This window comes from Pseudazoarcus sp. NS36 (assembly GCF_059703705.1).
Genome location: NZ_BAAKJA010000001.1, coordinates 424,019 through 447,606, shown reverse-complemented (window position 1 = coordinate 447,606; position 23,588 = coordinate 424,019). Strand labels below are relative to the sequence as shown.

The 23,588-nt window shown below is 63.3% G+C and carries 23 protein-coding genes; 9 read left to right on the top strand and 14 right to left on the bottom strand.

Features of this window, described 5'->3' with window-relative positions:
• Positions 1 to 29: 29 nt before the first annotated feature.
• Positions 30 to 350: an ArsR/SmtB family transcription factor gene (locus AC6H0R_RS02105; RefSeq protein ID WP_497579680.1), complete on the bottom strand. Its 321-nt coding sequence runs from the start codon at positions 348 to 350 to the stop codon at positions 30 to 32.
• Between the two features lie 120 nt (positions 351 to 470).
• On the opposite strand from AC6H0R_RS02105, the gene gpmA reads away from it, so the two are divergent.
• The 5 genes from gpmA to AC6H0R_RS02080 are packed head-to-tail and all read left to right on the top strand — an operon-like array spanning position 471 to position 5,120.
• Positions 471 to 1,220 carry a 2,3-diphosphoglycerate-dependent phosphoglycerate mutase gene (gene gpmA / locus AC6H0R_RS02100; RefSeq protein WP_497579679.1) on the top strand — a complete coding sequence of 250 codons (750 nt, stop codon included), beginning with the start codon at positions 471 to 473 and terminating at the stop codon, positions 1,218 to 1,220.
• Positions 1,221 to 1,229: 9 nt separating this feature from the next.
• The gene (locus AC6H0R_RS02095) at positions 1,230 to 2,444 is read left to right on the top strand and encodes a murein hydrolase activator EnvC family protein (protein ID WP_497579678.1); all 1,215 of its coding nucleotides are present in this window, start codon (positions 1,230 to 1,232) and stop codon (positions 2,442 to 2,444) included.
• Between the two features lie 30 nt (positions 2,445 to 2,474).
• Positions 2,475 to 3,842, top strand: coding sequence for a S41 family peptidase (locus tag AC6H0R_RS02090; RefSeq protein WP_497579677.1), 1,368 nt, complete (start codon positions 2,475 to 2,477; stop codon positions 3,840 to 3,842).
• A gap of 23 nt (positions 3,843 to 3,865) precedes the next feature.
• Positions 3,866 to 4,315 (top strand): hypothetical protein, encoded by a 450-nt coding sequence (locus AC6H0R_RS02085; RefSeq protein WP_497579676.1) that lies wholly within the window; start codon positions 3,866 to 3,868, stop codon positions 4,313 to 4,315.
• A gap of 46 nt (positions 4,316 to 4,361) precedes the next feature.
• Positions 4,362 to 5,120, top strand: coding sequence for a HesA/MoeB/ThiF family protein (locus AC6H0R_RS02080; protein ID WP_497579675.1), 759 nt, complete (start codon positions 4,362 to 4,364; stop codon positions 5,118 to 5,120).
• A gap of 6 nt (positions 5,121 to 5,126) precedes the next feature.
• On the opposite strand, the gene AC6H0R_RS02075 is transcribed toward AC6H0R_RS02080, so the two are convergent.
• Together AC6H0R_RS02075 and AC6H0R_RS02070 are read right to left on the bottom strand one after the other, a co-directional pair.
• The gene (locus AC6H0R_RS02075; protein WP_497579674.1) at positions 5,127 to 6,368 is read right to left on the bottom strand and encodes a pyridoxal-dependent decarboxylase, exosortase A system-associated; all 1,242 of its coding nucleotides are present in this window, start codon (positions 6,366 to 6,368) and stop codon (positions 5,127 to 5,129) included.
• Complete coding sequence (locus tag AC6H0R_RS02070; RefSeq protein ID WP_497579673.1) at positions 6,368 to 7,963, bottom strand: acyl-CoA ligase (AMP-forming), exosortase A system-associated; 1,596 nt, start codon at positions 7,961 to 7,963, stop codon at positions 6,368 to 6,370. The genes AC6H0R_RS02075 and AC6H0R_RS02070 overlap by 1 nt, the downstream gene beginning before the upstream one ends.
• A gap of 104 nt (positions 7,964 to 8,067) precedes the next feature.
• Here AC6H0R_RS02070 and AC6H0R_RS02065 point away from each other — a divergent pair, with 104 nt between their 5' ends.
• Positions 8,068 to 8,340, top strand: coding sequence for a phosphopantetheine-binding protein (locus AC6H0R_RS02065; protein WP_497579672.1), 273 nt, complete (start codon positions 8,068 to 8,070; stop codon positions 8,338 to 8,340).
• Between the two features lie 7 nt (positions 8,341 to 8,347).
• On the opposite strand, the gene AC6H0R_RS02060 is transcribed toward AC6H0R_RS02065, so the two are convergent.
• Positions 8,348 to 10,084: an SLC13 family permease gene (locus tag AC6H0R_RS02060; RefSeq protein WP_497579671.1), complete on the bottom strand. Its 1,737-nt coding sequence runs from the start codon at positions 10,082 to 10,084 to the stop codon at positions 8,348 to 8,350.
• A 15-nt stretch (positions 10,085 to 10,099) separates the two neighbouring features.
• The gene (gene cysQ / locus AC6H0R_RS02055) at positions 10,100 to 10,879 is read right to left on the bottom strand and encodes a 3'(2'),5'-bisphosphate nucleotidase CysQ (protein WP_497579670.1); all 780 of its coding nucleotides are present in this window, start codon (positions 10,877 to 10,879) and stop codon (positions 10,100 to 10,102) included.
• Positions 10,880 to 10,974: 95 nt separating this feature from the next.
• On the opposite strand from cysQ, the gene cysD reads away from it, so the two are divergent.
• Both cysD and cysN read left to right on the top strand, forming a co-directional pair.
• Positions 10,975 to 11,874 carry a sulfate adenylyltransferase subunit CysD gene (gene cysD, locus AC6H0R_RS02050; protein WP_497579669.1) on the top strand — a complete coding sequence of 300 codons (900 nt, stop codon included), beginning with the start codon at positions 10,975 to 10,977 and terminating at the stop codon, positions 11,872 to 11,874.
• On the top strand, positions 11,874 to 13,781 hold the full coding sequence (cysN, locus tag AC6H0R_RS02045; RefSeq protein ID WP_497579668.1) for a sulfate adenylyltransferase subunit CysN: 1,908 nt from the start codon (positions 11,874 to 11,876) through the stop codon (positions 13,779 to 13,781). The genes cysD and cysN overlap by 1 nt, the downstream gene beginning before the upstream one ends.
• 11 nt (positions 13,782 to 13,792) lie before the next feature.
• On the opposite strand, the gene argB is transcribed toward cysN, so the two are convergent.
• The gene (gene argB / locus AC6H0R_RS02040; RefSeq protein ID WP_497579667.1) at positions 13,793 to 14,689 is read right to left on the bottom strand and encodes an acetylglutamate kinase; all 897 of its coding nucleotides are present in this window, start codon (positions 14,687 to 14,689) and stop codon (positions 13,793 to 13,795) included.
• Between the two features lie 167 nt (positions 14,690 to 14,856).
• On the opposite strand from argB, the gene AC6H0R_RS02035 reads away from it, so the two are divergent.
• Positions 14,857 to 16,197, top strand: a complete 1,341-nt coding sequence (locus AC6H0R_RS02035; protein WP_497579666.1) for a UDP-glucose dehydrogenase family protein — start codon at positions 14,857 to 14,859, stop codon at positions 16,195 to 16,197.
• A gap of 7 nt (positions 16,198 to 16,204) precedes the next feature.
• Here the strand turns inward: AC6H0R_RS02035 and nudB are convergent, their stop codons facing one another.
• The 8 genes from nudB to AC6H0R_RS01995 all read right to left on the bottom strand — a co-directional run bounded on the left by nudB (position 16,205) and on the right by AC6H0R_RS01995 (position 23,572).
• Positions 16,205 to 16,672, bottom strand: a complete 468-nt coding sequence (nudB, locus tag AC6H0R_RS02030; protein ID WP_497579665.1) for a dihydroneopterin triphosphate diphosphatase — start codon at positions 16,670 to 16,672, stop codon at positions 16,205 to 16,207.
• The gene (locus AC6H0R_RS02025) at positions 16,669 to 17,088 is read right to left on the bottom strand and encodes a barstar family protein (RefSeq protein ID WP_497579664.1); all 420 of its coding nucleotides are present in this window, start codon (positions 17,086 to 17,088) and stop codon (positions 16,669 to 16,671) included. The genes nudB and AC6H0R_RS02025 overlap by 4 nt, the downstream gene beginning before the upstream one ends.
• Positions 17,085 to 17,384 carry a guanyl-specific ribonuclease gene (locus AC6H0R_RS02020; protein ID WP_497579867.1) on the bottom strand — a complete coding sequence of 100 codons (300 nt, stop codon included), beginning with the start codon at positions 17,382 to 17,384 and terminating at the stop codon, positions 17,085 to 17,087. Before AC6H0R_RS02020 ends, AC6H0R_RS02025 begins: the two co-directional genes overlap by 4 nt.
• A gap of 53 nt (positions 17,385 to 17,437) precedes the next feature.
• The gene (locus tag AC6H0R_RS02015; protein WP_497579663.1) at positions 17,438 to 19,111 is read right to left on the bottom strand and encodes a response regulator; all 1,674 of its coding nucleotides are present in this window, start codon (positions 19,109 to 19,111) and stop codon (positions 17,438 to 17,440) included.
• A 110-nt stretch (positions 19,112 to 19,221) separates the two neighbouring features.
• Positions 19,222 to 21,021: an aspartate--tRNA ligase gene (gene aspS, locus AC6H0R_RS02010; RefSeq protein ID WP_497579662.1), complete on the bottom strand. Its 1,800-nt coding sequence runs from the start codon at positions 21,019 to 21,021 to the stop codon at positions 19,222 to 19,224.
• Positions 21,022 to 21,092: 71 nt separating this feature from the next.
• Positions 21,093 to 21,359 (bottom strand): FmdB family zinc ribbon protein, encoded by a 267-nt coding sequence (locus AC6H0R_RS02005; protein WP_497579661.1) that lies wholly within the window; start codon positions 21,357 to 21,359, stop codon positions 21,093 to 21,095.
• Positions 21,360 to 21,438: 79 nt separating this feature from the next.
• Positions 21,439 to 22,290: a prepilin peptidase gene (locus AC6H0R_RS02000; RefSeq protein ID WP_497579660.1), complete on the bottom strand. Its 852-nt coding sequence runs from the start codon at positions 22,288 to 22,290 to the stop codon at positions 21,439 to 21,441.
• Between the two features lie 46 nt (positions 22,291 to 22,336).
• A complete protein-coding gene (locus tag AC6H0R_RS01995; RefSeq protein WP_497579659.1) occupies positions 22,337 to 23,572 on the bottom strand; it encodes a type II secretion system F family protein in 1,236 nt (411 codons plus the stop codon).
• Positions 23,573 to 23,588 lie beyond the last annotated feature (16 nt).

Here is a 23,588-nt window from a genome sequence, read left to right as displayed (position 1 = left end):
TGGAGAGACTCCGTTGCGGGTGTGAGATGTCAGTCGTCGCGACTGCAGAAGACTTCGCGCATCAGCCCGATCAGCTGCAGCGTGCGCTGGTCGACGACGCGGTAATACACGCGGTTTGCGTCCTTGCGGGTCTGCAGCACGCCCTTGTCTCGCAGGATGGCAAGATGTTGGGAAATGTTGCTTTGCGATGTACCGACCGCGTCAACGATATCCTGCACGCAGACTTCTCCCTCGCCGAGCACGCAAAGGATTTTCAGGCGCAAGGGATGTGCGATGGCCTTGAGGGCGCGCGCAGCAGTCTCGATGTGCTCGTGCTTGTCGATCAACTCGAATATGGATGGGTTGTTCACGGTTGGCATGGCATGTCAGCGTCGAGACAGGGAGACTAGTATAAAATACCGCACCGGACTCAGGCAGCTTGTTCTCGCCGGAGCGCCCGGGATTTTTGCAATTCACCGTCCCGAGACTTCATGTACAAGATCGTTCTGCTGCGCCACGGCGAATCCCTCTGGAACAAGGAAAACCGGTTTACCGGTTGGACCGACGTGGATCTCAGCGAAAAGGGGCTGGCGGAGGCCCATTCAGCCGGCCAGCTGCTCCGCAGGGAAGGCTACTCTTTTGACCGTGCCTATACGTCGGTGCTCAAGCGCGCCATCAAGACCCTCAACGTCGTGCTCGAGGAGCTCGATCAGTTGTGGTTGCCGGTGAAGCATTCCTGGCGCCTCAACGAACGTCACTACGGTGCGCTGCAAGGCCTCAACAAGGCCGAAACAGCGACGCGTTTTGGCGATGATCAGGTGTTGGTCTGGCGGCGCTCGTACGAGACCTCGCCGCCACCGCTCGAAGATGGCGATGAGCGTCTGAACTGCGATGACCAGCGCTATGCCTCCATGCCGCGTGCCCGCTTCCCGCGAGCGGAATGCCTGAAAGACACGGTCGCGCGCTTCGTGCCGTATTGGGAAACCACCATAATTCCCGAGATCCTGTCCGGCAAGCGCGTGCTGATCGTGGCCCACGGCAACAGTCTGCGTGCGCTGATCAAGTATCTCGACAGCATTTCGGACAGCGACATCGTCAAGCTCAACATCCCTACCGGCCAACCGCTGGTGTATGAGCTTGATGCCGATCTGCGTCCGATCCGCAGCTACTACCTCGCCGACGAGGAAACCATCCGCAAGGCCGAGGCCGAGGTGGCGCGTCACGGCGGCCCGCAGGGCTGACCGACGGCCGTGAGGGCCCGCCTCCCGTCTTTTTTGCCGCGTGTTGCGCTGGTGGCCTGCCTGATGCTGGCGGGTGCTCCGCTCGGGGCGGAGCCCTCGATCGAGCAGCGGCGCGCCGAACTGGAGGAAGTGCAGTCGCGCATTCGCGGCCTGGAGGCCGAGATTGCGCGCACTCGTGCTTCGCACGGCAAGGAAGCCGAGGCCATGGCCGAGGCCGAGCGGGCGGTGTCGGCTGCGCGTCGCAAACTGCGTAGTCTCCGGCAGCAGCGCAGCGTGGCCGAGCGCGAGCTGGCCGCAGCCGAGTCCGAGGGCGAAAAGGTCGCGCAGCGGATCGAGACGCGCCGTGAGGAACTGGCCTCGCTGCTGCGCCGGCATTACATGCATGGTGGCAGTGATGTTGCGCCCTTCCTGTCTGGTGGTGATCCCAACCAGATCGCGCGCGATGCACGCTATCTGGAACACGTTGGCCGCGCCCGGCTTGAGCTGCTCGATGGTTTGCGAGCCGATCTGCGAGAGCAGGAGCGGTTGGCTGCCGAAGCCTCGCAGCGGCGTGACCGGATGGTCGAGCTTGAGGGCGCGCAGCGGCAGGAACAGGCGCAACTGGAAAAAGTGCTGGCTCGCCGTGCGGCTGTGGTGGCCGAACTGTCCGGCGAGTTGCGCGGGCAGGAAGGCCAGATCGGGGCCTTGCGCGAAGACCGCCTGCAGCTCGGGCGCGTCATCGATCTGCTGAAGTTCCAGGCCGAGCGCCGCGCCGCGCCGCGCCCGCCGTCGGCGCCCGTGACCAACATCGACACCGGGCCACTGGCCCAATCCGCTCCGGCCGCGCCCTTTGGCAGTTTGCGCGGGCGTCTGGGTTTTCCCGTGCAAGGCGAACTTGCCGGCCGCTTTGGTGCTCAGAGGGATGATGGTGGCACCCGCTGGCGTGGCCTGTTCATCCGGGCCAACGATGGCGACGAAGTGCGTGCGGTGGCCGGGGGCGAGGTGGTCTTCTCGGACTGGCTGCGTGGTTATGGCAATCTCATCATCGTTGACCACGGCGACGACTACCTGACGATCTACGGCTACAACGATGCCGTCTTGCGCGTCGTCGGGGAGCGCGTCGCCGGCGGGGATGCCATTGCTTACGTTGGTGCAAGCGGAGGGGTGCCTGATTCGGGCTTATACTTCGAGCTCAGGCACAAGGGCGAGCCGGTCGATCCGCTGGGCTGGATGCGTCGTCGCTGATCCGGTGCAATCCGAATTCATGGAGTCGTCATGCGTAGCAAGCTGCAGAAACTGGGGCTGATCTTTACCGGGCTGGTGGCCGGCGTGTTGATCAGTTTGAATTTTTCGGCGGTCGCCGACCGTACTTCGCCGGCACCCTTGCCGGTTGAGGAGTTGCGCGCCTTCGCGGACGTCTTCAACGCCATCAAGCAGGGCTATGTCGAGCCGGTCGAGGACAAGACGCTGATCAATCACGCGATCAGCGGCATGCTCAGCAACCTTGATCCGCACTCTGCCTACCTCGACGCCGAGGCCTTCAAGGAATTGCGCGAAGGTACGCAGGGCGAGTTCGGCGGCCTTGGCATCGAAGTCGGCATGGAAGACGGTTTCGTCAAGGTTGTTTCCCCGATCGAGGACACGCCGGCCTTCCGTGCCGGGGTGCAGGCGGGCGATCTGATCGTCAAGCTCGACGAAACCCCTGTCAAAGGCATGACGCTCAGCGACGCGGTCAAGCGCATGCGCGGCAAGCCGAACACCAGCATCACCCTGACCATCATGCGCAAGGGCGATTCGGCCCCGATCGTCGTGAAGATCACGCGCGAGGTCATCCGCGTGCAGAGCGTGCGTTCCAAGGTGCTTGAGCCGGGTTTCGGTTACTTGCGGGTCGCGCAGTTCCAGGAAAACACTGCCGAATCAGTGGTCGAACACCTCAATCGCATCGCCAAGGACGGCCCGCTGACCGGGCTGGTGCTGGATCTGCGTAACGATCCGGGTGGTCTGCTGCACGGTGCGATCGGCGTGTCAGCGGCTTTCCTGCCGCGCGAGACGCTGGTGGTGTCGACCGACGGCCGTGCGCCGGACGCGCGTCGCGAGTATCTGGCAACGCCAGAAGACTATCTGCGCGGACGTCGCGACGACTTCCTGCGCCAGCTGCCCGATTACGCCCGCAACGTGCCGATGGTCGTACTGGTTAACGCCGGCTCGGCTTCGGCCAGCGAGATCGTGGCCGGTGCGCTGCAGGATCACGGCCGGGCTAAGGTGGTCGGCACCCAGACTTTCGGCAAGGGTTCGGTACAGACCATCCTGCCGCTCAACAGCCAGTCCGCCATCAAGCTGACCACGGCGCGCTATTACACGCCCAGCGGGCGCTCGATTCAGGCCAAGGGTATCGAGCCCGATATCGTGATCGAGGAAACGGAGAATGGCTCTGCACGCCGAGTGCGCGAGGCCGATCTGCTGGGCCACCTGATCGGGGCTGACGAAAAGCCGCCGGTTGAAGGCAGCGCTGAAAATGCCACCGCACAGCCCGAAGACGAGACTCCGTCACCGCGCTTTGAGCTGGGTGGCGCGGACGATTACCAGCTTGCACAGGCCATCAAGCTTCTCAAGGGTGAGCAGATCGTCCAGAATAAAAACTGATCGGGCGCACGGGGGCAGGGGCAATGCGACGGGAAACGGCATACAAGCTGGCGGGCAGGAATCACGACCACCCGTCGCCCGGCGCGGGCCTTGAGAAAGAGCGCGAGCTGCGTTTTGCCGCATCGCCCGCCGGACAGCTGGAGCGTGCGCGCGAAGCCCTGCTCACGCTCAAGGGTGTATTCGTTTCGGACGGGCCCTCGGCCCGTTCGCTGTGTGTGCGCTATTCAATCCTCGACTACTCGCTGGAACTGCTTGAGGAGGCGCTGCGTGACGCCGGCTACCACCTCGACAACAGCCTCTATGCCAAGCTGGTGCGGGCCATCGTGTATTTCTGCGAAGAGACCCAGCGCCACAACCTGCTATCGCCCGAGCGCCTGATCAAGAAATCCAACGAGGTCTACATCAAGGTCTACGACCAGCATCCGCACGGCGATCACGACGATACGCCGGTGGAGCTGCGCGACTACAAGTAGGCTTTCGCCGTCGCTTCGGCGCGGCCACTGCATTGCTCCACAGCCCATGAACGACGATCAACTCCTGCGCTACAGCCGCCACATCCTGCTGCCTGAAATTGGTGTGGAGGGGCAGGAGGCGCTGCTTGCCGCACGCGTTCTGGTGCTTGGCGCGGGCGGGCTGGGCTCGCCCGCGTCGATGTATCTGGCCAGCGCTGGCGTCGGCACCCTGGTCCTGGCGGACCACGATACCGTCGATCTCACCAATCTGCAGCGACAGATCCTGCACACGGCGGACAGTGTGGGCGACTTCAAGGTGGCCTCGGGCGAACGCACCTTGCACCGCATCAATCCCGAAGCGCGGATCGAGACGCTGGCCATGCGCCTGGAGGGCAATGCGCTCGATGAGCAGGTCGCGCTGGCGGACGTGGTGCTCGACTGTTCCGACAACTTCGTGACCCGACATGCCGTCAATCGTGCCTGTGTGCGCCATCGCGTGCCGCTGGTATCGGGGGCGGCCATTCGCTTTGACGGACAGATCTCGGTGTTCGACCTGCGCAGCGACGGGCCCTGCTATCACTGCCTGTTCCCGGAAGGCGAGGATGTCGAGGAGGTGCGTTGTGCGGTGATGGGGGTCTTCGCGCCGCTCACCGGCATCGTCGGCGCGACACAGGCGGCCGAGGCGCTCAAGCTCATCATCGGCTGTGGCACTTCGCTGTCAGGCCGTCTGCTGTTGCTCGACGGTCTGCGCATGGAGTGGCGTAGCATCGGTATCGTGCGTGATCCCGACTGCGCGGTGTGCGCGGCGGCACAGGCCGCCGCGTGAAGTAGGCTAGACCAGAATCTCGCGCGGTACCGGATGCCCGAGGAAGGCCTGCGGACTGGCGGTCGCGCCGTAGGCACCGGACTGGAACACCACTACGAAATCGCCCGGCCCCGCGTCCGGAAGCAGCATGCGGTCGGCCAGCAGATCGAGCGGCGTGCATAGCGGCCCGACGACGTTGACCGGCTCTCCGGCAGGTGCGTTCATGCGGTTGCCGATGGCGACCGGAAAATTCTTGCGCAGCACCTGACCGAAATTTCCGGAAGCGGCGAGGTGGTGGTTGAGGCCGCCGTCGCAGATCAGGAACGTCTGGCCGCGCGACACCTTGCGGTCGACTACGCGGCACACGTAAATGCCCGCTTCACCAACCAGATAACGCCCGAGCTCCAGTGCGAGACGTGCGCCGGGCATGCGCCGGGTGGCTTCTTCCGCAAGGGCAGCGAGGTTGTCGCCGACGGGTGCGAGATCCAGCCGGGTGTCGCCTGGAAAATACGGAATGCCGAAGCCCCCGCCGAGGTTGATGAGGCGGGGTGGCGCCGGCGCCTTTTCGCTGAGGCGTAGCGCCAGCTCAAAAGACAGATGTTGGGCTTCGACAATAGCCTCGGCGCGCAGATTCTGCGAACCGGCGAAGATATGGAAACCCTCGAAGGCCAGCCCCAGCGCGCCGATCTCGGCGAGCAGTTGCGGCACTTCTTCGGCATCCACGCCGAACTGTTTGGCGCCGCCGCCCATGCGCATGCCGGAGCTTTTCAGCTCGAAGTCGGGATTGACGCGTACCGCAACGCGCGCCGGCCAGCCGGTGGCGGCGGAGATGTCGGCCAGTTCGCGTGTTTCACGCAGTGATTCGATGTTCAGCAAGACGCCAGCGGCAACGGCTTGTTGCAGTTCTGCGCGCGATTTTCCCGGGCCGGCAAAGCTGATGTTGCCGGGAGCACAGCCAGCGTTGAGCGCGACGCCGAGTTCGCCCGCAGAAGCGACGTCCAGGCCGTCGACCTGCGTGGCGAGATGTTGCACCAGCGCCGGCATGGGGTTGGATTTGATCGCGTAGTGCAGTTCGACGGCCGTTGGCAGCGCCGTGCGCAATTCGGCCACGCGCGCGTCGAGCAGGCTGCGGTCGTAGGCGAAAAAGGGCGTTCCGCCAGCGCGTTCGGCCAGCCGCGAGAGCGGGATGCCGCCGATCAGCAGTTCGTTGCCGGAGCGGGCAAACTGGTTCATCGGCGCGTGTACGGGCGCCGGGCGGGGTTCGTTCATCAGGATTCCTCTCCGGCCACGGCGGCCAGCGCCTTGCGGTCGATCTTGCCATTGGGGTTGCGCGGCAGCGGGCCTGTGCGCACTTCAATGCGATTCGGCACCATATAGGCCGGCATGCGTGTGCGGCATTCGGCAAGCAATGCTTCGCAGTCCACCGGCTCGTCGCCGGCGGGCGTAACCACGGCGTGGATGACCTGGCCGAGTGTGGCATCGGGCATGCCGAACGCAACGCATTCACCGACCATGCGTATGGCGTACAGCACCTCTTCGATCTCGGTCGGACTGACGCGATAGCCCGAGGTCTTGATCATCTCGTCGCGCCGCCCGATGAAGTAGAAGTAGCCTTCTTCGTCGCGGCGTACGGTGTCGCCCGAGAATACGGCGATTTCCGGCAGCACCAGACCGTCGCAGCGACAGGACAGATGCGTGGGCAACGGGCGGAAGCGTTCGGCCGTCTTCTCGGTGTCGTTCCAGTAGCCCATGGCGACCAGCGGACCACGCTGTACGAGTTCGCCCGGCTCGTGCGGCGCGCATTCCGAGCCATCCTCCCGCAGGACCAGTACCTCGGCATTGGGAATGGCCTTGCCGATCGAGTTGGGGCGGGTCTCGGCCTGCTCGGGTGGAAGATAGGTGGCGCGGAAGGCTTCGGTCAGGCCGTACATCAGGAACGGACGGGTGCGCGGCAGTTTGCTGCGCAGGGTGCGCAAGGCGTCGAGTGGCATGCGCCCGCCGGTGGTGGCGAAATAGCGCAGATGCTCGTCCGTGCCGTCTGGCCAGTCCAGGCGTGCGAGCTGGATCCACAGTGGGGGTACGGCAGTGAGGCCGGTCACGCGTTCGCGCGTGACGGCCTTGAGCACGTCGCGCGGCAACAGGTAGTTGAGCAACACGACGCGGGCACCGACATGGAAGGCCGTGGTGAGCTGAGAGAAGCCGGCGTCGAAGGACAGCGGCAGTGCGGCCAGCAGTACGTCGTCGGGCTGGTTGTCGAGGTACTGGGCAACGCTCTGCGCGCCGGCAATCAGGTTGCGATGCGACAGCACCACGCCTTTCGGACGCCCCGTGCTGCCCGAGGTGTACAGGATGGCGGCCATGTCGCTGTCGATGATGCGGCTGTCGGTGCGGCGGGGCACCGCGTCAAGCAGTTCCTGCCAGCGGTGCGTGCTGACGCCTTCGAAGTGCGGCAGCTCATCGATTGATCCGGTGACGACGACTTGCCTCAAGTCATGACAGCCGGCGAGTGTGGCTTCCAGCAGCGGCAGGCGCTCGGCGCTGGTGATGAGTACACGCACGTTGCAGTCGCGCAGGATGTAGCCGACCTGTTCGGGCTTGAGCAGCGGATTGAGCGGTACAAAGGTGCCGCTTGCCGCCGTGGCGCCAAAGGCCGCCGCAACAAACTCGGGGCGCTTGTCGAGATAGATTGCGACGCGTTCGCCGCGTGCCAGTCCAAACGCCGCCAGGCCGCCGGCAACGCTCTCGCACAAGGCAGCGAGTTCGGCGTAGCGCAAGGTGTGCGCGCCGCTCGTCAGGGCAGGGGCGTCGCCTGCGCGCATTGCGGCGGCGAACACCAGATCGTGCAGCAGGGTCGTGCTGTTCATGCGGTTCCGTCGGGCTGGTCTGGGCGCGGAGCCGGCCGCGCGCGAACTTGCAAGTATAATGCGCGATTTGCCGTCGCCTGGGCGCCGCGTCCGGCAGTCCGCGAATGAGTAATGAGGTCGATGACTTGAACACCCTGCAGAATGTGTTGCAACTGCTCGACGAAGTGCTGGCCCTCGATGGGCGCGGCTTGCGTTTCACGCCCGACACGCCGTTGCTGGGCAGTGTGCCGGAACTGGACTCGATGGCCGTGCTGGCCGTGATTCAGGAAATCGAGATCCGCTTTGGCATCGAAGTGCCCGACGACGAGGTCGACGGCAGTTCCTTTGAAACGGTGGGCACCGTGGTCGAGTTCGTCGACCGTCTGTCCCGCGCCTGAGCTTGCTTCAGCCCGCAAACGGGAAAACCTGCGGCACCAGCAGCAATACTCCCGCTGAATACAGCACGCTGATCGGCAGACCCGCCCGCAGAAAGTCCGTCAGCCGGTAACGCCCCGGCGAATACACCATCAGATGCGTCTGATAGCCCGAGGGCATCAGAAAGCACGCACTTGCACCGTAGGCAACCACCATCACGAAGGGCATGGCGTCTGCGCCAAAAGCCTGCGCCGTCGACAGCGCGACCGGGAAGGCCAGCGCTGCGGCTGCGTTGTTGGTGACCAGTTCGGTCAGGATCAGCGTGATCAGGTAGACGCCAACCAGCGCACCCCACACGCCGAAGCCGTCAAAGCCCGTCCGCATGGCCTGGGCGATGAGTGTGCTGGCGCCGCTGCCCTCGATGACCTGCGCGATGGCCAGGGCGGACCCGATCACCATCAGCAGCTCGAACGGAAAACGGCGACGCAGTTCGGCCAGTGTCGTGAGCTTCTGCACCAGCAGCACGGCAAGCAGCACCAACAGGCCGTCAAACAGCGGCAGCCAGCCAAGCGTCGATGCAGCCAGCACGGCGGCGAACCCACCCAGCGCGATGCGGCTCTGGGCGCCGGTCAACGGTGGACGCAGCGGTGGCCCTGCAACGACGCGGAAATTGCGGTCGAGGTTGCGGTGCTGGGCGAAATCACTGCCGACCGCCAACAAAAGCGAATCTCCGGCGCGCAGCGGAATGCGGCCGAGCTGGCCTTCGAGCCTCTTCTCTCCACGCCGGATGCCGACCACCCCCGCATCGAACATGCTGCGGAAATCCACGTCACGCAAGGTTTTGCCGCCGAGTTCGGATTCATGCGAGACCACCACTTCGACCAGGTTTGAGCCAAGCAGGTCATCCGCGTGGTGGCCGAACAGCTCCAGGCCCGGAAAGCGCTGCAAGGTCTGGATGTTGGCGATGGCTCCGGTGAACACCAGTACGTCGCCTTCACGCAGGATTTCGTCCGGTCCGACCGGCGAGATGAGCCGGTCGTTACGGGCGATCTCCAGCAGGAACAATCCGTCAAGATTGCGTAGCTGGTTGTCCTCGATGCTGCGTCCGGACAGCGGGGATTCCGGACTGACGCGGGCTTCCAGGAAATAGGATTGGGGATTTTCGTCGGTTTGCGGATGACGTTGCGGCAGCATTCGCGCAGACAACGGCAGTGCCAACAGGCATAGCAGGGCCACCGGGATGCCGACTGCCGCAAACGAGAACATGCCCAGCGCCGGCATGCCTGCACCGATGACGAAGGAATTGACCACCAGATTGGTCGAAGTGCCGACCAGCGTGGTGATACCGCCCAGGATCGATGCATAGGACAGCGGCAGCAGCAGTCTTGAGGCGGGAATCCGGCGCTGGCGCGATACTGCCCCGAGCAGAGCGCTGACCACTGCGGTGTTGTTGAGAAAGGCGGAGCACAGTGCCGCGAAGCCCCCCAGACGCCAGGTTGCGACGGCGGGGCGGCCGTTCAGCAGGGCATTGGACAGGCGCTGGATCCAGGGCGAGCGCTCCAGGACCAGCGATACGCAGAGCAGCAGGATCAGGGTGGCCAGCGCCGGGTTGGTGTAGCTCGCGAGCAGAGTTCGCTGGTCAACCAGCCCGGCCAGATAGTACGCCCCGGCAAAGCCCGTGAACAGCACGGCCGGAGGGATGCGTCCGCTGGCCAGTAGCGCGACGAGCAGGCCAAGCGATGCGAGGACAAGAGCTCCGGTGTCCACGATCGGCGGGCCTGATCAGCCGGCGAGGCCGCTGGCAACGAAATGCGGATTGTCGAAACCGGCTTTGCCGTAGGCGAGGGGCGGGCCCGCAACGGTGCGTACACTGCCGCCCGCAGCCGCGAGAACGGCGTGGCCGGCAGCGATATCCCATTCCATGGTGCGGCCGAGGCGCGGGTAGAGATCCGCCTCTCCCGCTGCGATGAGGCACAGCTTCAGCGATGAACCGGCATTCTTCAACTCGGCGATGGGGCGCCCCTGCAGAAAGTCCGACAGGGCTGCCGGGTCGCCGTGCGAGCGGCTGGCGACGACGGTGAGGCCTTCCTGAGGCGGTTTGCGTGCCGAGATCGTGTGCCGCTGCCCCGCCTCCTCAACGAAGGCTCCGACGCCCGTAGCGCCGACGAACAGGCGATCCAGCGCGGGCGCCAGTACGACGCCAAGCGTGGGCGTGCCGTCTTCGATGAGTGCGATGTTGACGGTGAATTCGCCGTTGCGCGAGATGAATTCCTTCGTGCCGTCGAGCGGGTCGACCAGCCAGAAGCGGTTACCTACTGTCGGGATATTGCCCGCCGCGACGGCTTCCTCTGCGACCACCGGGACGCCAGGCGAGATCGTTGCGAGCGCCTGCACGATGATCTGCTCGGCCATCTCGTCCGCTTGCGTTACCGGTGAGGCGTCGTCCTTGCCGCGTACTTCGAAATCGGTCTCGTAGATATCGAGGATGGCCTGTCCGGCGTCGCGTGCGACCGGAATCAGGCGTTCGAGCAGTGCGGCGCGCCCGGCGGGAGACAGTGGCATCGGTATCCTTTGGTCACAAGAAGTGGTCCTGAAGTCGCATATTATAAGGGCCCGCCGGTGACCGTCTGTCGGCGCCTTTGCAACTGGACTTGCCGATGACGCTGACCCATCTTCAACGCCTCGAAGCCGAGAGCATCCACATCCTTCGTGAGGTGGTGGCCGAGGCCGACAATCCCGTGATGCTGTATTCGATCGGCAAGGACAGCGCCGTCATGCTGCATCTGGCGATGAAGGCCTTTTACCCGGCCGTGCCGCCGTTTCCGCTGCTGCATGTCGATACGCGCTGGAAATTTCGCGACATGTATGCCTTCCGCGAGCGCATGGCGCGCGAGACCGGCATGGAGCTGATCGTGCATATCAACCCGGAAGGTGTCGAGAAGGACATCAACCCCTTTACGCACGGCTCGGCCATCCATACCGACATCATGAAGACCGAGGGGCTCAAGCAGGCGCTCGACCAGTTCGGGTTCGACGCGGCCTTCGGTGGTGCGCGCCGCGATGAGGAGAAAAGTCGTGCCAAGGAGCGCATCTTTTCGTTCCGCAGCGCGCAGCACCGTTGGGATCCGAAAGTCCAGCGCCCGGAACTGTGGAAACTCTATAACGCACGCAAGCACAAGGGCGAGTCGATGCGCGTGTTCCCGATTTCGAACTGGACCGAGCTCGACATCTGGCAGTACATCCACCTCGAAAACGTTCCCATCGTGCCGCTGTATTACGCGGCTGAGCGCCCGGTGGTCGAGCGCGACGGTACGCTGATCATGGTCGACGACGAGCGCATGCCGCTCAAGCCGGGCGAGAAGCCGATGATGAAGAAGGTGCGTTTCCGCACATTGGGCTGCTATCCGCTGACCGGGGCCGTGGAGTCCGAGGCCGACACGCTGCCCGCGATCATTCAGGAGATGTTGCTGACGCGCACGTCCGAGCGGCAGGGGCGGGCCATCGACCACGATTCGGCCGGATCGATGGAGAAGAAGAAGCAGGAGGGGTACTTCTGATGGCTCACGTATCGGACCTCATTGCCACCGACATCGATCAATACCTCGAGACGCATCAGCACAAGAGCCTGCTGCGTTTCATTACCTGCGGCAGCGTGGACGACGGCAAGAGCACGCTGATCGGGCGCTTGCTGTTCGAGTCCAAGATGCTGTTCGAGGACCAGCTCGCAGCGGTCGAGGCTGATTCCAGGAAGTGGGGTACGCAGGGCGATTCCATCGATTTTGCACTGCTCGTCGACGGTTTGGCTGCCGAGCGCGAACAGGGCATCACCATCGATGTGGCCTATCGCTTCTTTTCGACCGACAAGCGCAAGTTCATCGTCGCCGACACACCGGGACACGAGCAGTACACACGCAACATGGTCACCGGCGCTTCTACTGCTGACGCAGCCGTGTTGATGGTGGATGCGCGCAAAGGTGTTCTGACGCAGACGCGGCGCCACAGCTTTCTGGTGAACCTGCTCGGCATTCGCCACATCGTCGTCGCCATCAACAAGATGGATCTTGTTGATTACGCAGAGAATATCTTTCTGAGCATTGTCGACAACTACAGTGCCTTTGCAGCGCAGCTCGGCATCAGTGAAGTGACCTTCATCCCGCTGTCCGCCTACAAGGGCGACAATATTATCGAGCCGTCAGCGGCGATGCCCTGGTATCACGGCACGACCTTGATGGGCTACCTCGAAACCATCGAGGTCGACGACGAACGTGCCCAACGCGGCTCGTTCCGTATGCCGGTGCAATGGGTGAACCGGCCGGATCTGGATTTCCGCGGCTTTGCCGGCACAATTGCAGGCGGCTCGCTGCGCCCCGGTGATCGCGTCCGTGTGCAACCTTCAGGCAAGGAGAGCACGGTGGCGCGCATCGTCACGCGCGATGGAGACCTGCAGCAGGCGGTGGCTGGCCAGTCGGTGACGCTGACGCTAGCGGACGAAATCGATATCTCGCGTGGCGACATGCTGTCGGGTACCGACGCTCCCGCTGAGGTCGCTGACCAGTTCGAATGCACGCTGGTGTGGATGTCCGACGAGCCGATGTTGCCCGGGCGTCCCTATCTGATGAAGATCGGCGCGCGCACGGTGACGGCGACGGTGACTGCGATCAAGCATCAGGTCAACGTCAACACGCTGGAGCATATTGCTGCACGCAAGCTGGAGCTCAACGGCATTGCGGAATGCAACCTTGGTCTCGATCGAGCGATTGCGTTCGATGCCTATGCGCGTAACCGTGACACCGGCGGCTTCATTCTCATCGACCGTCTGAGCAACGCCACGGTCGGTGCCGGCATGCTCAATTTTGCGCTGCGTCGCGCACACAACATCCACCTGCAGCACGTCGATGTGGACAAGCTTGCCCGCGCCGCCAGCAAGGGGCAAAAGCCGTGCGTGCTGTGGCTCACAGGTCTTTCCGGGGCCGGCAAGTCCACGATTGCCAACCTGGTCGAGAAGCGCCTGCACGCGCAGGGATATCACACCTACTTGCTCGACGGCGACAACGTGCGCCATGGTTTGAACAAGGACCTGGGCTTCACCGACGCCGACCGTGTCGAGAATATCCGCCGCGTCGCTGAAGTGGCACGGCTGATGGCCGATGCAGGCCTGATCGTGATTACGGCCTTCATCTCGCCGTTCCGCTCCGAGCGGCGCATGGCGCGCGGGCTGCTGCCCGATGGCGAGTTCCTTGAAGTGTTCGTCGACACTCCGCTGGAGGTCGCCGAGGCCCGCGACGTGAAAGGGCTGTACCGCAAGGCGCGGCGGGGCGAGCTGAAGAACTTCACCGGCATCGATTCGCCCTATGAAGTGCCCGAAGCACCCGAGATACGGCTCGATGCGGCCAACATGACGCCGGAAGAAGCCGCCGACCAGGTGATCGACGTGATGCGCAGGATGCAACTGCTGCGGGCCTGAGGCCCACAGCTTTACTTGCTCTTGATCATCGTGCCGACGCCGTGGTCGGTCAGGATTTCGAGCAGCAGGCAGTGTTCGACGCGGCCGTCGATGACGTGCACCGATTTCACGCCGCTACGCGCAGCATCAAGCGCAGAGCCGATCTTCGGCAGCATGCCGCCGGACAGCGTGCCGTTGTCGACGAGCTCGTCGATTTCGCGCGGCGTGAGGCCGGTGAGCAGCTTGCCGTTCTCGTCGAGCACGCCCGGAGTGTTGGTCAGCAGTACCAGTTTTTCCGCGTGCAGGATTTCGGCGAGTTTGCCGGCGACCACATCTGCGTTGATATTGTAGGTTTCACCGCCTGAGCCGACGCCGATCGGCGCGATCACCGGAATGAAGTCGCCTTTGTCGAGGAAGGAAATCAGGCTGGGGTCGATTCCCGTGATCTCGCCGACCTGACCGACGTCGATGACATCGCCCGGTGCGTCCTTCTTCGGCATCAGCAGCTTCTTGGCGCGGATGAAGCCGGCGTCCTTGCCGGTCAGGCCGACGGCCTTGCCGCCGTGCTGGTTGATCAGATTGACGATTTCCTTGTTGACCTGGCCACCCAGCACCATTTCCACCAGATCCATGGTCTCGGCGTCAGTGACGCGCATGCCCTGGATGAACTCGCCCTTCTTGCCGACCCGGTTGAGCAGGCTTTCGATCTGCGGTCCGCCGCCATGTACGACCACCGGGTTCATGCCGACCAGCTTGAGCAGCACGACGTCGCGCGCAAAGCAATCCTTGAGCTTGGGGTCGGTCATGGCGTTGCCGCCGTACTTGATGACGATGGTCTTGTCGAAGAAGCGCTGGATGTAGGGCAGGGCTTCGGCCAGGATCTCGGCCTTGAGTGCGGGTGCGACGCGGGGAGGAGTGGTTTCGGTCATCATCGGTTCGCCGGAAATTTGGCCGATTGTAGGGGATCGGAGGGCGCTGCGTCGAATTGGACGGGGCGGGCAGCTGCAATATCGGCGAAAATCAGTGCCTTCAGAATCAGCCTGCATGCACTCACAGTGCAATCTGTCTCGTCATTCTTGAACAAGGACTCACCCCCATGCGGATTGCGGTTTTCGGAACAGGTTATGTCGGGTTGGTCAGCGGCGCGTGTCTGGCCGATGTCGGCCACGAAGTGATGTGTGTCGATGTCGATGAAGCCAAGATTCGTGGCTTGCATGAGGGCCACATCCCGATCTACGAGCCCGGTCTGGAAGCCATTGTGCGCAGCAATTACGCGGAAGGTCGCCTGGATTTCACTACCGATGCGGCCAGGGCCATCGAGTTCGGGCAGTTGATCTTCATCGCCGTGGGTACGCCGCCGGACGAGGACGGTTCGGCTGACTTGCAATATGTGCTCGCCGTGGCCCGCACCGTCGGGCAGCACATGACGGACTACAAGGTGCTCATCGACAAGTCTACGGTTCCGGTCGGCACGGCAGGCAAGGTGCATGCGGCCGTTGCTGCGGAGTTGTCGGCGCGTGGCATCGAGGTTCCGTTCGATGTGTGTTCCAACCCGGAGTTTCTGAAAGAAGGCGCGGCCATTGAGGACTTCACCAAGAGCGCGCGCATTGTTGTCGGCACCGACTCGGAGCGTGTCCGCGCACTGATGCGCGAGTGCTACGCTCCGTACAGCCGCAACCACGACAAGATCATGTTCATGGATGCGCGCGCGGCCGAGCTGACCAAGTACGCCGCGAATGCAATGTTGGCGACCAAGATCAGCTTCATGAACGAGATCGCCAATCTCGCTGAACGCCTGGGGGCGGATGTAGAGCAGGTGCGGCTGGGTATTGGCTCGGATCCGCGCATCGGCTACCACTTCATCTATCCGGGTTGCGGCTACGGTGGATCGTGCTTTCCCAAAGACGTACAGGCGCTGGCCCGCACGGCACGAGAGGTTGGCTATGAGGCGGAGTTGCTCGACGCGGTTGAAGCCGTGAACCTGCGTCAGAAGCGCGTGCTCTTCGACAAGCTGCGGCAGGCGTTTGACGGTGATCTGCAGGGGCGCACGATTGCGTTGTGGGGGCTGTCGTTCAAGCCTGATACAGACGACATGCGCGAGGCTCCCAGCCGCGTGCTGATGGAGGCGCTATGGGCGGCGGGGGCGCGTGTCCGTGCCTATGACCCGCAGGCCATGGAAGAGGCGGCTCGCATTTATGGAGCGCGTGACGACCTGTTGTTTGTGCCGCATCAGGACGATGCGCTTGCCGGTGCGGATGCGCTGGTGATCTGCACGGAATGGAAGCAGTTCCGTACCGTTGATTTCCGTCGGCTCAAGTCGCAGCTTGCCACGCCGGTGCTGGTGGATGGACGCAACCTGTTCGATCCGCGCCAGGTCAAGGGGGCTGGTTTGATGTACTACGCCGTTGGTCGTGCGGATTCGTTGCGCTCGGAGTGAGCTGCGCTCAGTCCGTGCCGATGGGCTGCGGACTGATTTCGGGCAAGCGCAGGATGGCATCGCGATTGGACCAGGAGAATGCTGCCTCGGCCGCGTCGCGCCAGGGCAGCCATTGCTGGGCGATATGCTCTCCTGGAGCAAGGCATACGGCGACCGGCACTGGCAGGCACAGACTGAAGACGTGTTCGGTGTTGTGGGTGACGTCCGGTGCATACATCGGCCGCCACGGCCCGCGAATACGGAAGCGGTTGGTGTGACGCCAATCGCGGAAATCCGCGGCCTCGCAGCGCAGCCCGGTTTCTTCCTCGACCTCCCGCACGGCCGCATGCAGTGGCGTTTCGCCCGGTTCCAGGCTGCCGGTAACGGATTGCCACTGCCCGGAAGGGCGTACGCGCTCGATCAGCAATACCTGCAGATCGGGCGTGTGGATCACCACCAGCACCGAAACCGGGAGTTTGAAGTCGCCGCTGTTCATTGATCGATTCCGTCGAGTGCGAAGACACAGGTCATGTCGACTGTGCATTCGCGCCAGTCGAGGCTGCTTTGCTGCAGGATCCCGATGAGTATCGGCAGGGCTTCTTCATGTCCGCTGCAGCCGTCGAAGACGAATACGTAGTTTGGACTCTGCGGCAACCAGCTGAGGTCGGACAGACAGTCCGCCAAGGCATCCCAGTTGAGCCCGAACCAGTCGGGAAAGTCGAGCGCGCCGGCGATGCGCTGCAGAATCTCGGTCTTGTCCCGGCACGCGTGCAGATTGATCTGGCGCACTTCGCAACCGGCCTGCTTTGCGGCGGCAACGATGGCCTCCAGGCGGGCTGCCTCAGCGCGAAAGACGCCTGGCGCCTTGGTCAGCGGGAAGCCTTCGGGCAGGGTGGGCAGCGTCACGATCATTGCCGGGGCTCCATGCGGCGAAAGCTGCGGTAGTGGTCGGCCGTGTAGTAGAACACTTCGGGCGGGTTGCCGCCGCTGACGATACGCCGCGCGCCGCGGTCGTGTGCGCCGGGTGTCGGTACGGTGTATTCGCGGTAGAAGTCTCGGGCTCGCTCCGGCAACAGCCCCTCCCGGTTGAAGAAACGGGAGCCGTCCTTGCGGTAGGGGAAAGGGCCCCCGTGCTGGATGAGCTGCAGTGTCTGCCATGCCTCTGGCGGGAAGTCATCCGTGTCGCTGCCCGGCGCGCAGGCCGGCATCAACAGCAATGTGAGCGCCGCAAGCAGCGCCCAGCGGGTGAAGTCGCGCAGCACTACGCGCGCGGCGCCGCAGCGCCCCCCGGCGTTTTCGGGGCGCTGGCCTGCAGATGGGGTTGCATGCCGTACTTGCGTTCGAGCCCTGCCATGAAGGTGCTCAGGGCCTCAAGTTTCGGATTGGCAGGGTCGACCTTGCGCGTGCGGGCGATCAAGCTGCGGGCCTCTTCGGCCATGCGGTCGTTCCAGCCGGTGTGTTCGATGTGGCGCAGTACCGCGAGCGCGGCGTTGAACAGCACCAGCGGATTGCCTGGCATCTTGCGCACTGCACCCATCATCTCGCTGACGGCCCCATCGTGGTCGCCGGCCTGGGCCTTCTGCGCGCCAGCGGCAACGTAGTTGCGTACCTCTGTGTGAAGCTTCTCGTCGACTTGCTGAGAGAGGTCGTTGCGCCCTTGTTCGGCGAGCAGGGCACGTGTCTCGCGAATGGTCTGTTCGTCGGGAGCATGACGCAGGATTTCGCTGACGATCTGTCCGCCTTCGACGTCAAGCCCGTTGGCAAGACAGGCGCGGACGATTTCGTGCTTGATGGCCAACGGCAGATCACCGGCCTCACCCAGGGCGGCCGCAGCGGCTGCCGCTGAAGTGCGCGCTGCAGCCTCGTCGCCCGTATGGCCGAACAGCATGGCCTTGCTCAGCGCCGAGCAGACTTTACCGGCGGGCAGGCTGCCCATGCTGCGCTCCAGATCTTGCACGGTGCTCGCTGCATCTTCGACATGCTGCTGCAGGATCTGAACCCGGGCCAGCTCGACGTGATCGGCCGGGTCGCGGAACTCCGAACGTTTGCCCAGATGCACGACCTGACGCAAGGCCTGCTCGGCCTGCGGGTAGTCGCCGCTGCGGGTGGCCAGCGTGCTGAACTGACGCAAGCGGCCGAGGCGGCGAGGTGAGCGGCGTACGGCTTCGTTCAGCGTTTCGCAGGCTTCGCTGGCCTGCCCCGCGCGCTCACGACATTGCGCGAGCAGGTCGTAGGCTTCCAGGTAGTGCTCACTCTCGCTGACGAGTTGCTCCAGCGCCGGTACGGCCTGGTCATGCAGGCCGGAGGCGATCAGCACACGGGCATGCCCGAGTCTGGCCCATGGCGCGCCGCCGCCTTCAAGGGCCTCGCGGTAGATGGCGGCAGCAAGATCCAGCTCTCCGCGTTCGATGGCGGTGTCGGCGCGCAGACGCATGAAGTCGTTGCGCCACGCGGGGTGACGGTCTTCGGCCTGCAGGCACGAAGCCATGGCTTCCTCGATACGCCCGTCTTGCAGCAGTCGGAAGACAGGCAGGAAGGCATCGCGACGGTTGATTGCGCGGTTGATGCGTGCCTGCAGGATGCCCGGCGTGAAGGGTTTGAGGACGTAATCGTCGGGTGCAAACTCGGCGGTGCCGACCACTCGCTCATAGCTGCGCTCACCGGAGATCATGATGAACACGGTCGAGCGCGGGATGATGCCTCGCGTGCGCAGGTCCTCGAGCAGGTGCTGACCATCCTGGGCGTCGTCGCCGAGATCGTGCTCGCTCAGGATGAGGTCGTAATGCTCTTCGCGCAGCTTGCGGATGGCGGTTGCCGCGGATGTGGCGAACTGCACCTCATGCATGCCAAAACTGTCGAGCATGGTGCGCAGATGCGCGCGCATGGTCTGGTTGGCCGAGACGACCATGACGGCGAGTTGTTCGAGCTTTGCCATGAGTCACGACGGGGCAGGCCCCGCAGGAAGAAAGTCGGCCGAAGGGGAAGTGCTACCAGAGCTTACGGCACGCGGGCTCTCAACTGAAGCCGCGTGCCGTGTAACAGGATTTAGCTCTTGGCGACTTCGACCTGGGTCTCGACCTTCTGACGCAGACGGATGTGCAGCTCACGCAGCTGCTTTTCGTCGACGTCGCTCGGGGCGTCGGTCAGCAGGCACTGGGCACGCTGCGTCTTCGGGAAGGCGATGACGTCGCGGATCGATTCAGCGCCGCTCATCAGCGTGACGATGCGATCGAGGCCGAACGCCAGGCCGCCGTGCGGCGGCGCGCCATAGCGCAGTGCGTCGAGCAGGAAGCCGAACTTCAGGCGAGCTTCCTCATCGTTGATGTTGAGTGCGCGGAAGACCTTGCTCTGCATGTCAGCGCGGTGGATACGTACCGAGCCGCCCCCGATTTCCCAGCCATTGAGGGCCAGGTCGTAGGCCTTGGCGAGGCATGCACCCGGATCCGTTTCGAGCAGGTCGATGTGCTCGTCCTTCGGGGCAGTGAAGGGATGGTGGCAGGCGGTCCAGCGCTTGTCTTCGTCGTCGTACTCGAACATCGGGAAGTCGACGACCCACACCGGAGTCCAGGCCTCGCCATTGAGATAGCCTTTCTCGTGGCCGAGTTTGACGCGCAGGGCGCCGAGCGCGTCGTTGACCACTTTGGCCTTGTCGGCGCCGAAGAAGATCAGGTCGCCGGACTCGGCGCCAGTACGCTCGAGAATGGTCTTGAGCGCCTGCTCGTGCAGGTTCTTGACGATGGGCGACTGCAGACCCTGTTCATTGGGCTGAGCCGCGTCATTGACCTTGATATAGGCCAGGCCGCGGGCGCCGTAGATGCCGACGAACTTGGTGTACTCGTCGATCTCGCCACGGGTGAGCTGGCCGCCGCCGGGCACGCGCAAGGCGGCGACACGGCCACCACTGGTGGCCGGGCCGGAGAAAACCTTGAAGGCCACGTCGGCAACCGCGTCCGTGACATCCACGAGCTCCAGCGTCACGCGCAGGTCGGGCTTGTCCGAGCCGTAGCGGCGCATTGCCTCGGCGTAGCTCATGCGCGGGAAGGGCGAGGGCAGCTCGACTTCCATTGCGTCCTTGAAGACGTAACGAATCAACTCTTCGATCAGGCCGGTGATGGCGGTCTCGTCCATGAACGAGGTCTCGATATCGACCTGGGTGAACTCGGGCTGGCGGTCGGCACGCAGATCCTCGTCGCGGAAGCACTTGGTGATCTGGTAATAGCGGTCGAAGCCGGCCACCATCAGCATCTGCTTGAACAACTGCGGGGACTGCGGCAGCGCAAAGAACTGGCCCGCATGCACGCGAGACGGCACGAGGTAGTCGCGCGCGCCTTCCGGCGTGCTTTTGGTCAGCATCGGCGTTTCGATATCGACGAAACCGTTGTCGTCGAGGAAGCGGCGGAAGGCACGTGCCACGCGGTAGCGCAGCATCAGGTTGTTCTGCATCTGCGGACGGCGCAGGTCGACCACGCGGTGGGTCAGGCGCACGTTCTCCGAGAGGTTGTCCTCGTCGAGCTGGAACGGCGGAGTGACGGCACTGTTGAGTACTTCAATGTCGTGGCTCAGTACTTCGATCTCGCCCGAGGTCAGCGCGCTGTTCTCGGTGCCGGCCGGGCGGCGACGCACCTTGCCGGTGATCTTCAGCACGAACTCGCTGCGTACCGACTCGGCGATGGCAAAAGTATCCGCGCGATCCGGATCGCACACGACCTGAACCAGACCTTCGCGATCACGCAGGTCGATGAAGATGACCCCGCCGTGGTCGCGGCGACGATGCACCCAGCCGCACAGCGTGACATTCTGATCGAGGTCGGCAGCCGTCACCTGGCCGCAGTAGTGAGTACGCATGATGTGTTCCGAAGTTTGAAAACCACCGTCGGCGCCTGAGTGAGCCGACGGCAGGTGCTGTATCTGGTGGGTTAGTGGCAGCCGCAGCCGGTGCTGCAGGCCGATGCCGAGGCCGGCGCCGATGCTTCGGTTGCCGGTTTGGTCGGCGCGCTGCCGCTGTTCTTGAAATCGGTTGCGTACCAGCCGTTACCCTTGAGCTGAAAACCCGCTGCAGAAATCTGCTTGGCGTAACCGCCCGCGCCGCAGGCCGGGCAGGTCGTGAGTGGCGCGTCGCTCATTTTCTGGATGTGCTCCTTGAGCGCGCCACAAGCAGTGCATCGATATTCGTAGATCGGCATGGCAACCTCCGCAGTCAAGCCGGGAATTTTAACAGATAGCCGTACCTGGAATGAGGGCGTTTCCCGGGGTTTCAAGCCTTCAGAGCGTATTCAGCCAGAGGTGAATGATGTCGGTTCCCCAGAACAGGGCGATGACACCTGCTGCGGCAAGGTAGGGGCCAAAAGGAATCGGCGTGCCGTTTTCGTGACGGCGCAGCACGATGAGCGAAATACCGACGACGGCGCCGACCAGCGAGGACAGCAGGATGACCACGGGCAAGACCTGCCAGCCGAGCCATGCTCCGATCGCGGCGAGCAGCTTGAAATCGCCGTAACCCATGCCTTCCTTGCCGGTGATCAGCTTGAACAGCCAATACACTGACCACAACGCCAGATATCCTGCCGCGGCGCCGATAACGGCGTCGGGCAGCGGCACAAAGCTACCGTTGAGGTTAAGCAGCAGGCCGAGCCACAGCAGCGGCAGGGTGATCTGATCCGGCAGCAGCTGGGTGTCGATATCTATTGCAGCCAAGGCGATCATGGCCCACAGGAACAGCAGCGCTCCGATCAGCGCCAGCCCGAAACCAAAATGCAGCGCTGCATAGCCGGCCGCAACGGCGGACAGCCCTTCAATGATGGGGTAGCGCGTGCTGATCGGAGCCGCGCAATGCGCGCAACGCCCGCGCAGAACCGCATAACTGAGCAACGGAATGTTTTCGATTGCAGTGATGCGGTGGCCGCAATGCGGGCATGCGGATGCCGGTGTGGCGAGGTTGTAGCGCTCACCCTCGGGCGGCGCCTCACCACGCAACTCCGCAGCCTGAGCATGCCACTCGCGCTCCATCATGCGGGGCAGACGGTGAATGACCACATTGAGAAAACTGCCGACGAATAGCCCTAGCAACGCGCAGACGGACACAGCAAAGAACGAGTCGTGCATCAAGGAAATCATGGCAATGAGCGCTCCGCGATACCGTGCACCGCGGAGCGGAAGCGCATCAGACTACGCCGCCGAGCTTGAAGATCGGCAGGTACATCGCAACCACGAGACCACCGATGACGACGCCGAGGAAGACCATGATCATTGGCTCGAGCAGTTGCGACAGACCGGCTACGGCGTCATCGACTTCCTGCTCGTAGAAGTCGGCGACTTTACTAAGCATGGCGTCAAGCTCCCCGGACTCTTCGCCGATGGAGACCATCTGCACGACCATGACCGGGAATACGTTGGCGTTCTGCATGGAGACGGTGAGGCTGGTGCCCGTCGATACGTCCGTCTGGATTTCGTTCGTGGCCTTCAGGAAAACCTGGTTTCCCGACGCCCCCCCAACCGAATCCAGGGCCTCTACGAGTGGGACGCCGGCGGCAAACATGGTGGAAAGTGTACGCGACCAGCGAGCGACGGTTGCTTTGAGTACGATGTCGCCAATCACAGGCATCTTGAGGATCGCCCGGTCCAGCAGGTTTTGCATGCGTGGAGAGCGCTTGTACAGATAGGCCGTGGTCACAACTGTGCCAATCAGTATTCCGAAGATAACGTACCACCATTGCACGAAGAAATCTGAAATACCCATTACGACCAATGTCGGGGCGGGCAAGTCGGCACCAAAGCCTTCAAACACCTTCTTGAATTCGGGAACAACAAACAACATCATCACTGAAATTACTAGCCCGGCGACAACAACAACCGCGGTAGGGTAGAACATCGCAGATTTGATCTTGCTTTTGATCGCGATGATTTTTTCTTTGTAGGTCGCAAGGCGTTCAAGTAGATCATCAAGAATACCGGCCTGTTCTCCCGCTGCGACGAGATTGCAGAACAACCGGTCAAAATGCACCGGGTGCTTGCCGAACGCGGCAGACAGGTTTGAGCCGCTGGCAACATCAGTGCGGATGTCGTTAAGCATGCGGGCGAAGCTCGGGTTGGTTGACCCCTTGATGCCGATGTCAAATGCCTGAAGCATTGGTACGCCAGAACGCATCATGGTGGCGAGCTGGCGGGTGAACAGGGCAATATCCTTGTCGGTGATGCGCCGTCCGCGCGACAGTTTTTGCTTGCGGACTTTGGTGACGACCACACCCTGCCGGCGCATCGTGACGTGCACGATGTTTTCGCCGCTGCAGCGTATTTCTCCACGGACGATCCTGCCGTTCTTGTCCTTGCCTTCCCACTGATAGAGGTCGTCCTTCGGGCGGGTGAGCGCGGTGCGTCGTGCGGAGGTCGTGGTGGCCATCGAAGCGGGTATCCGT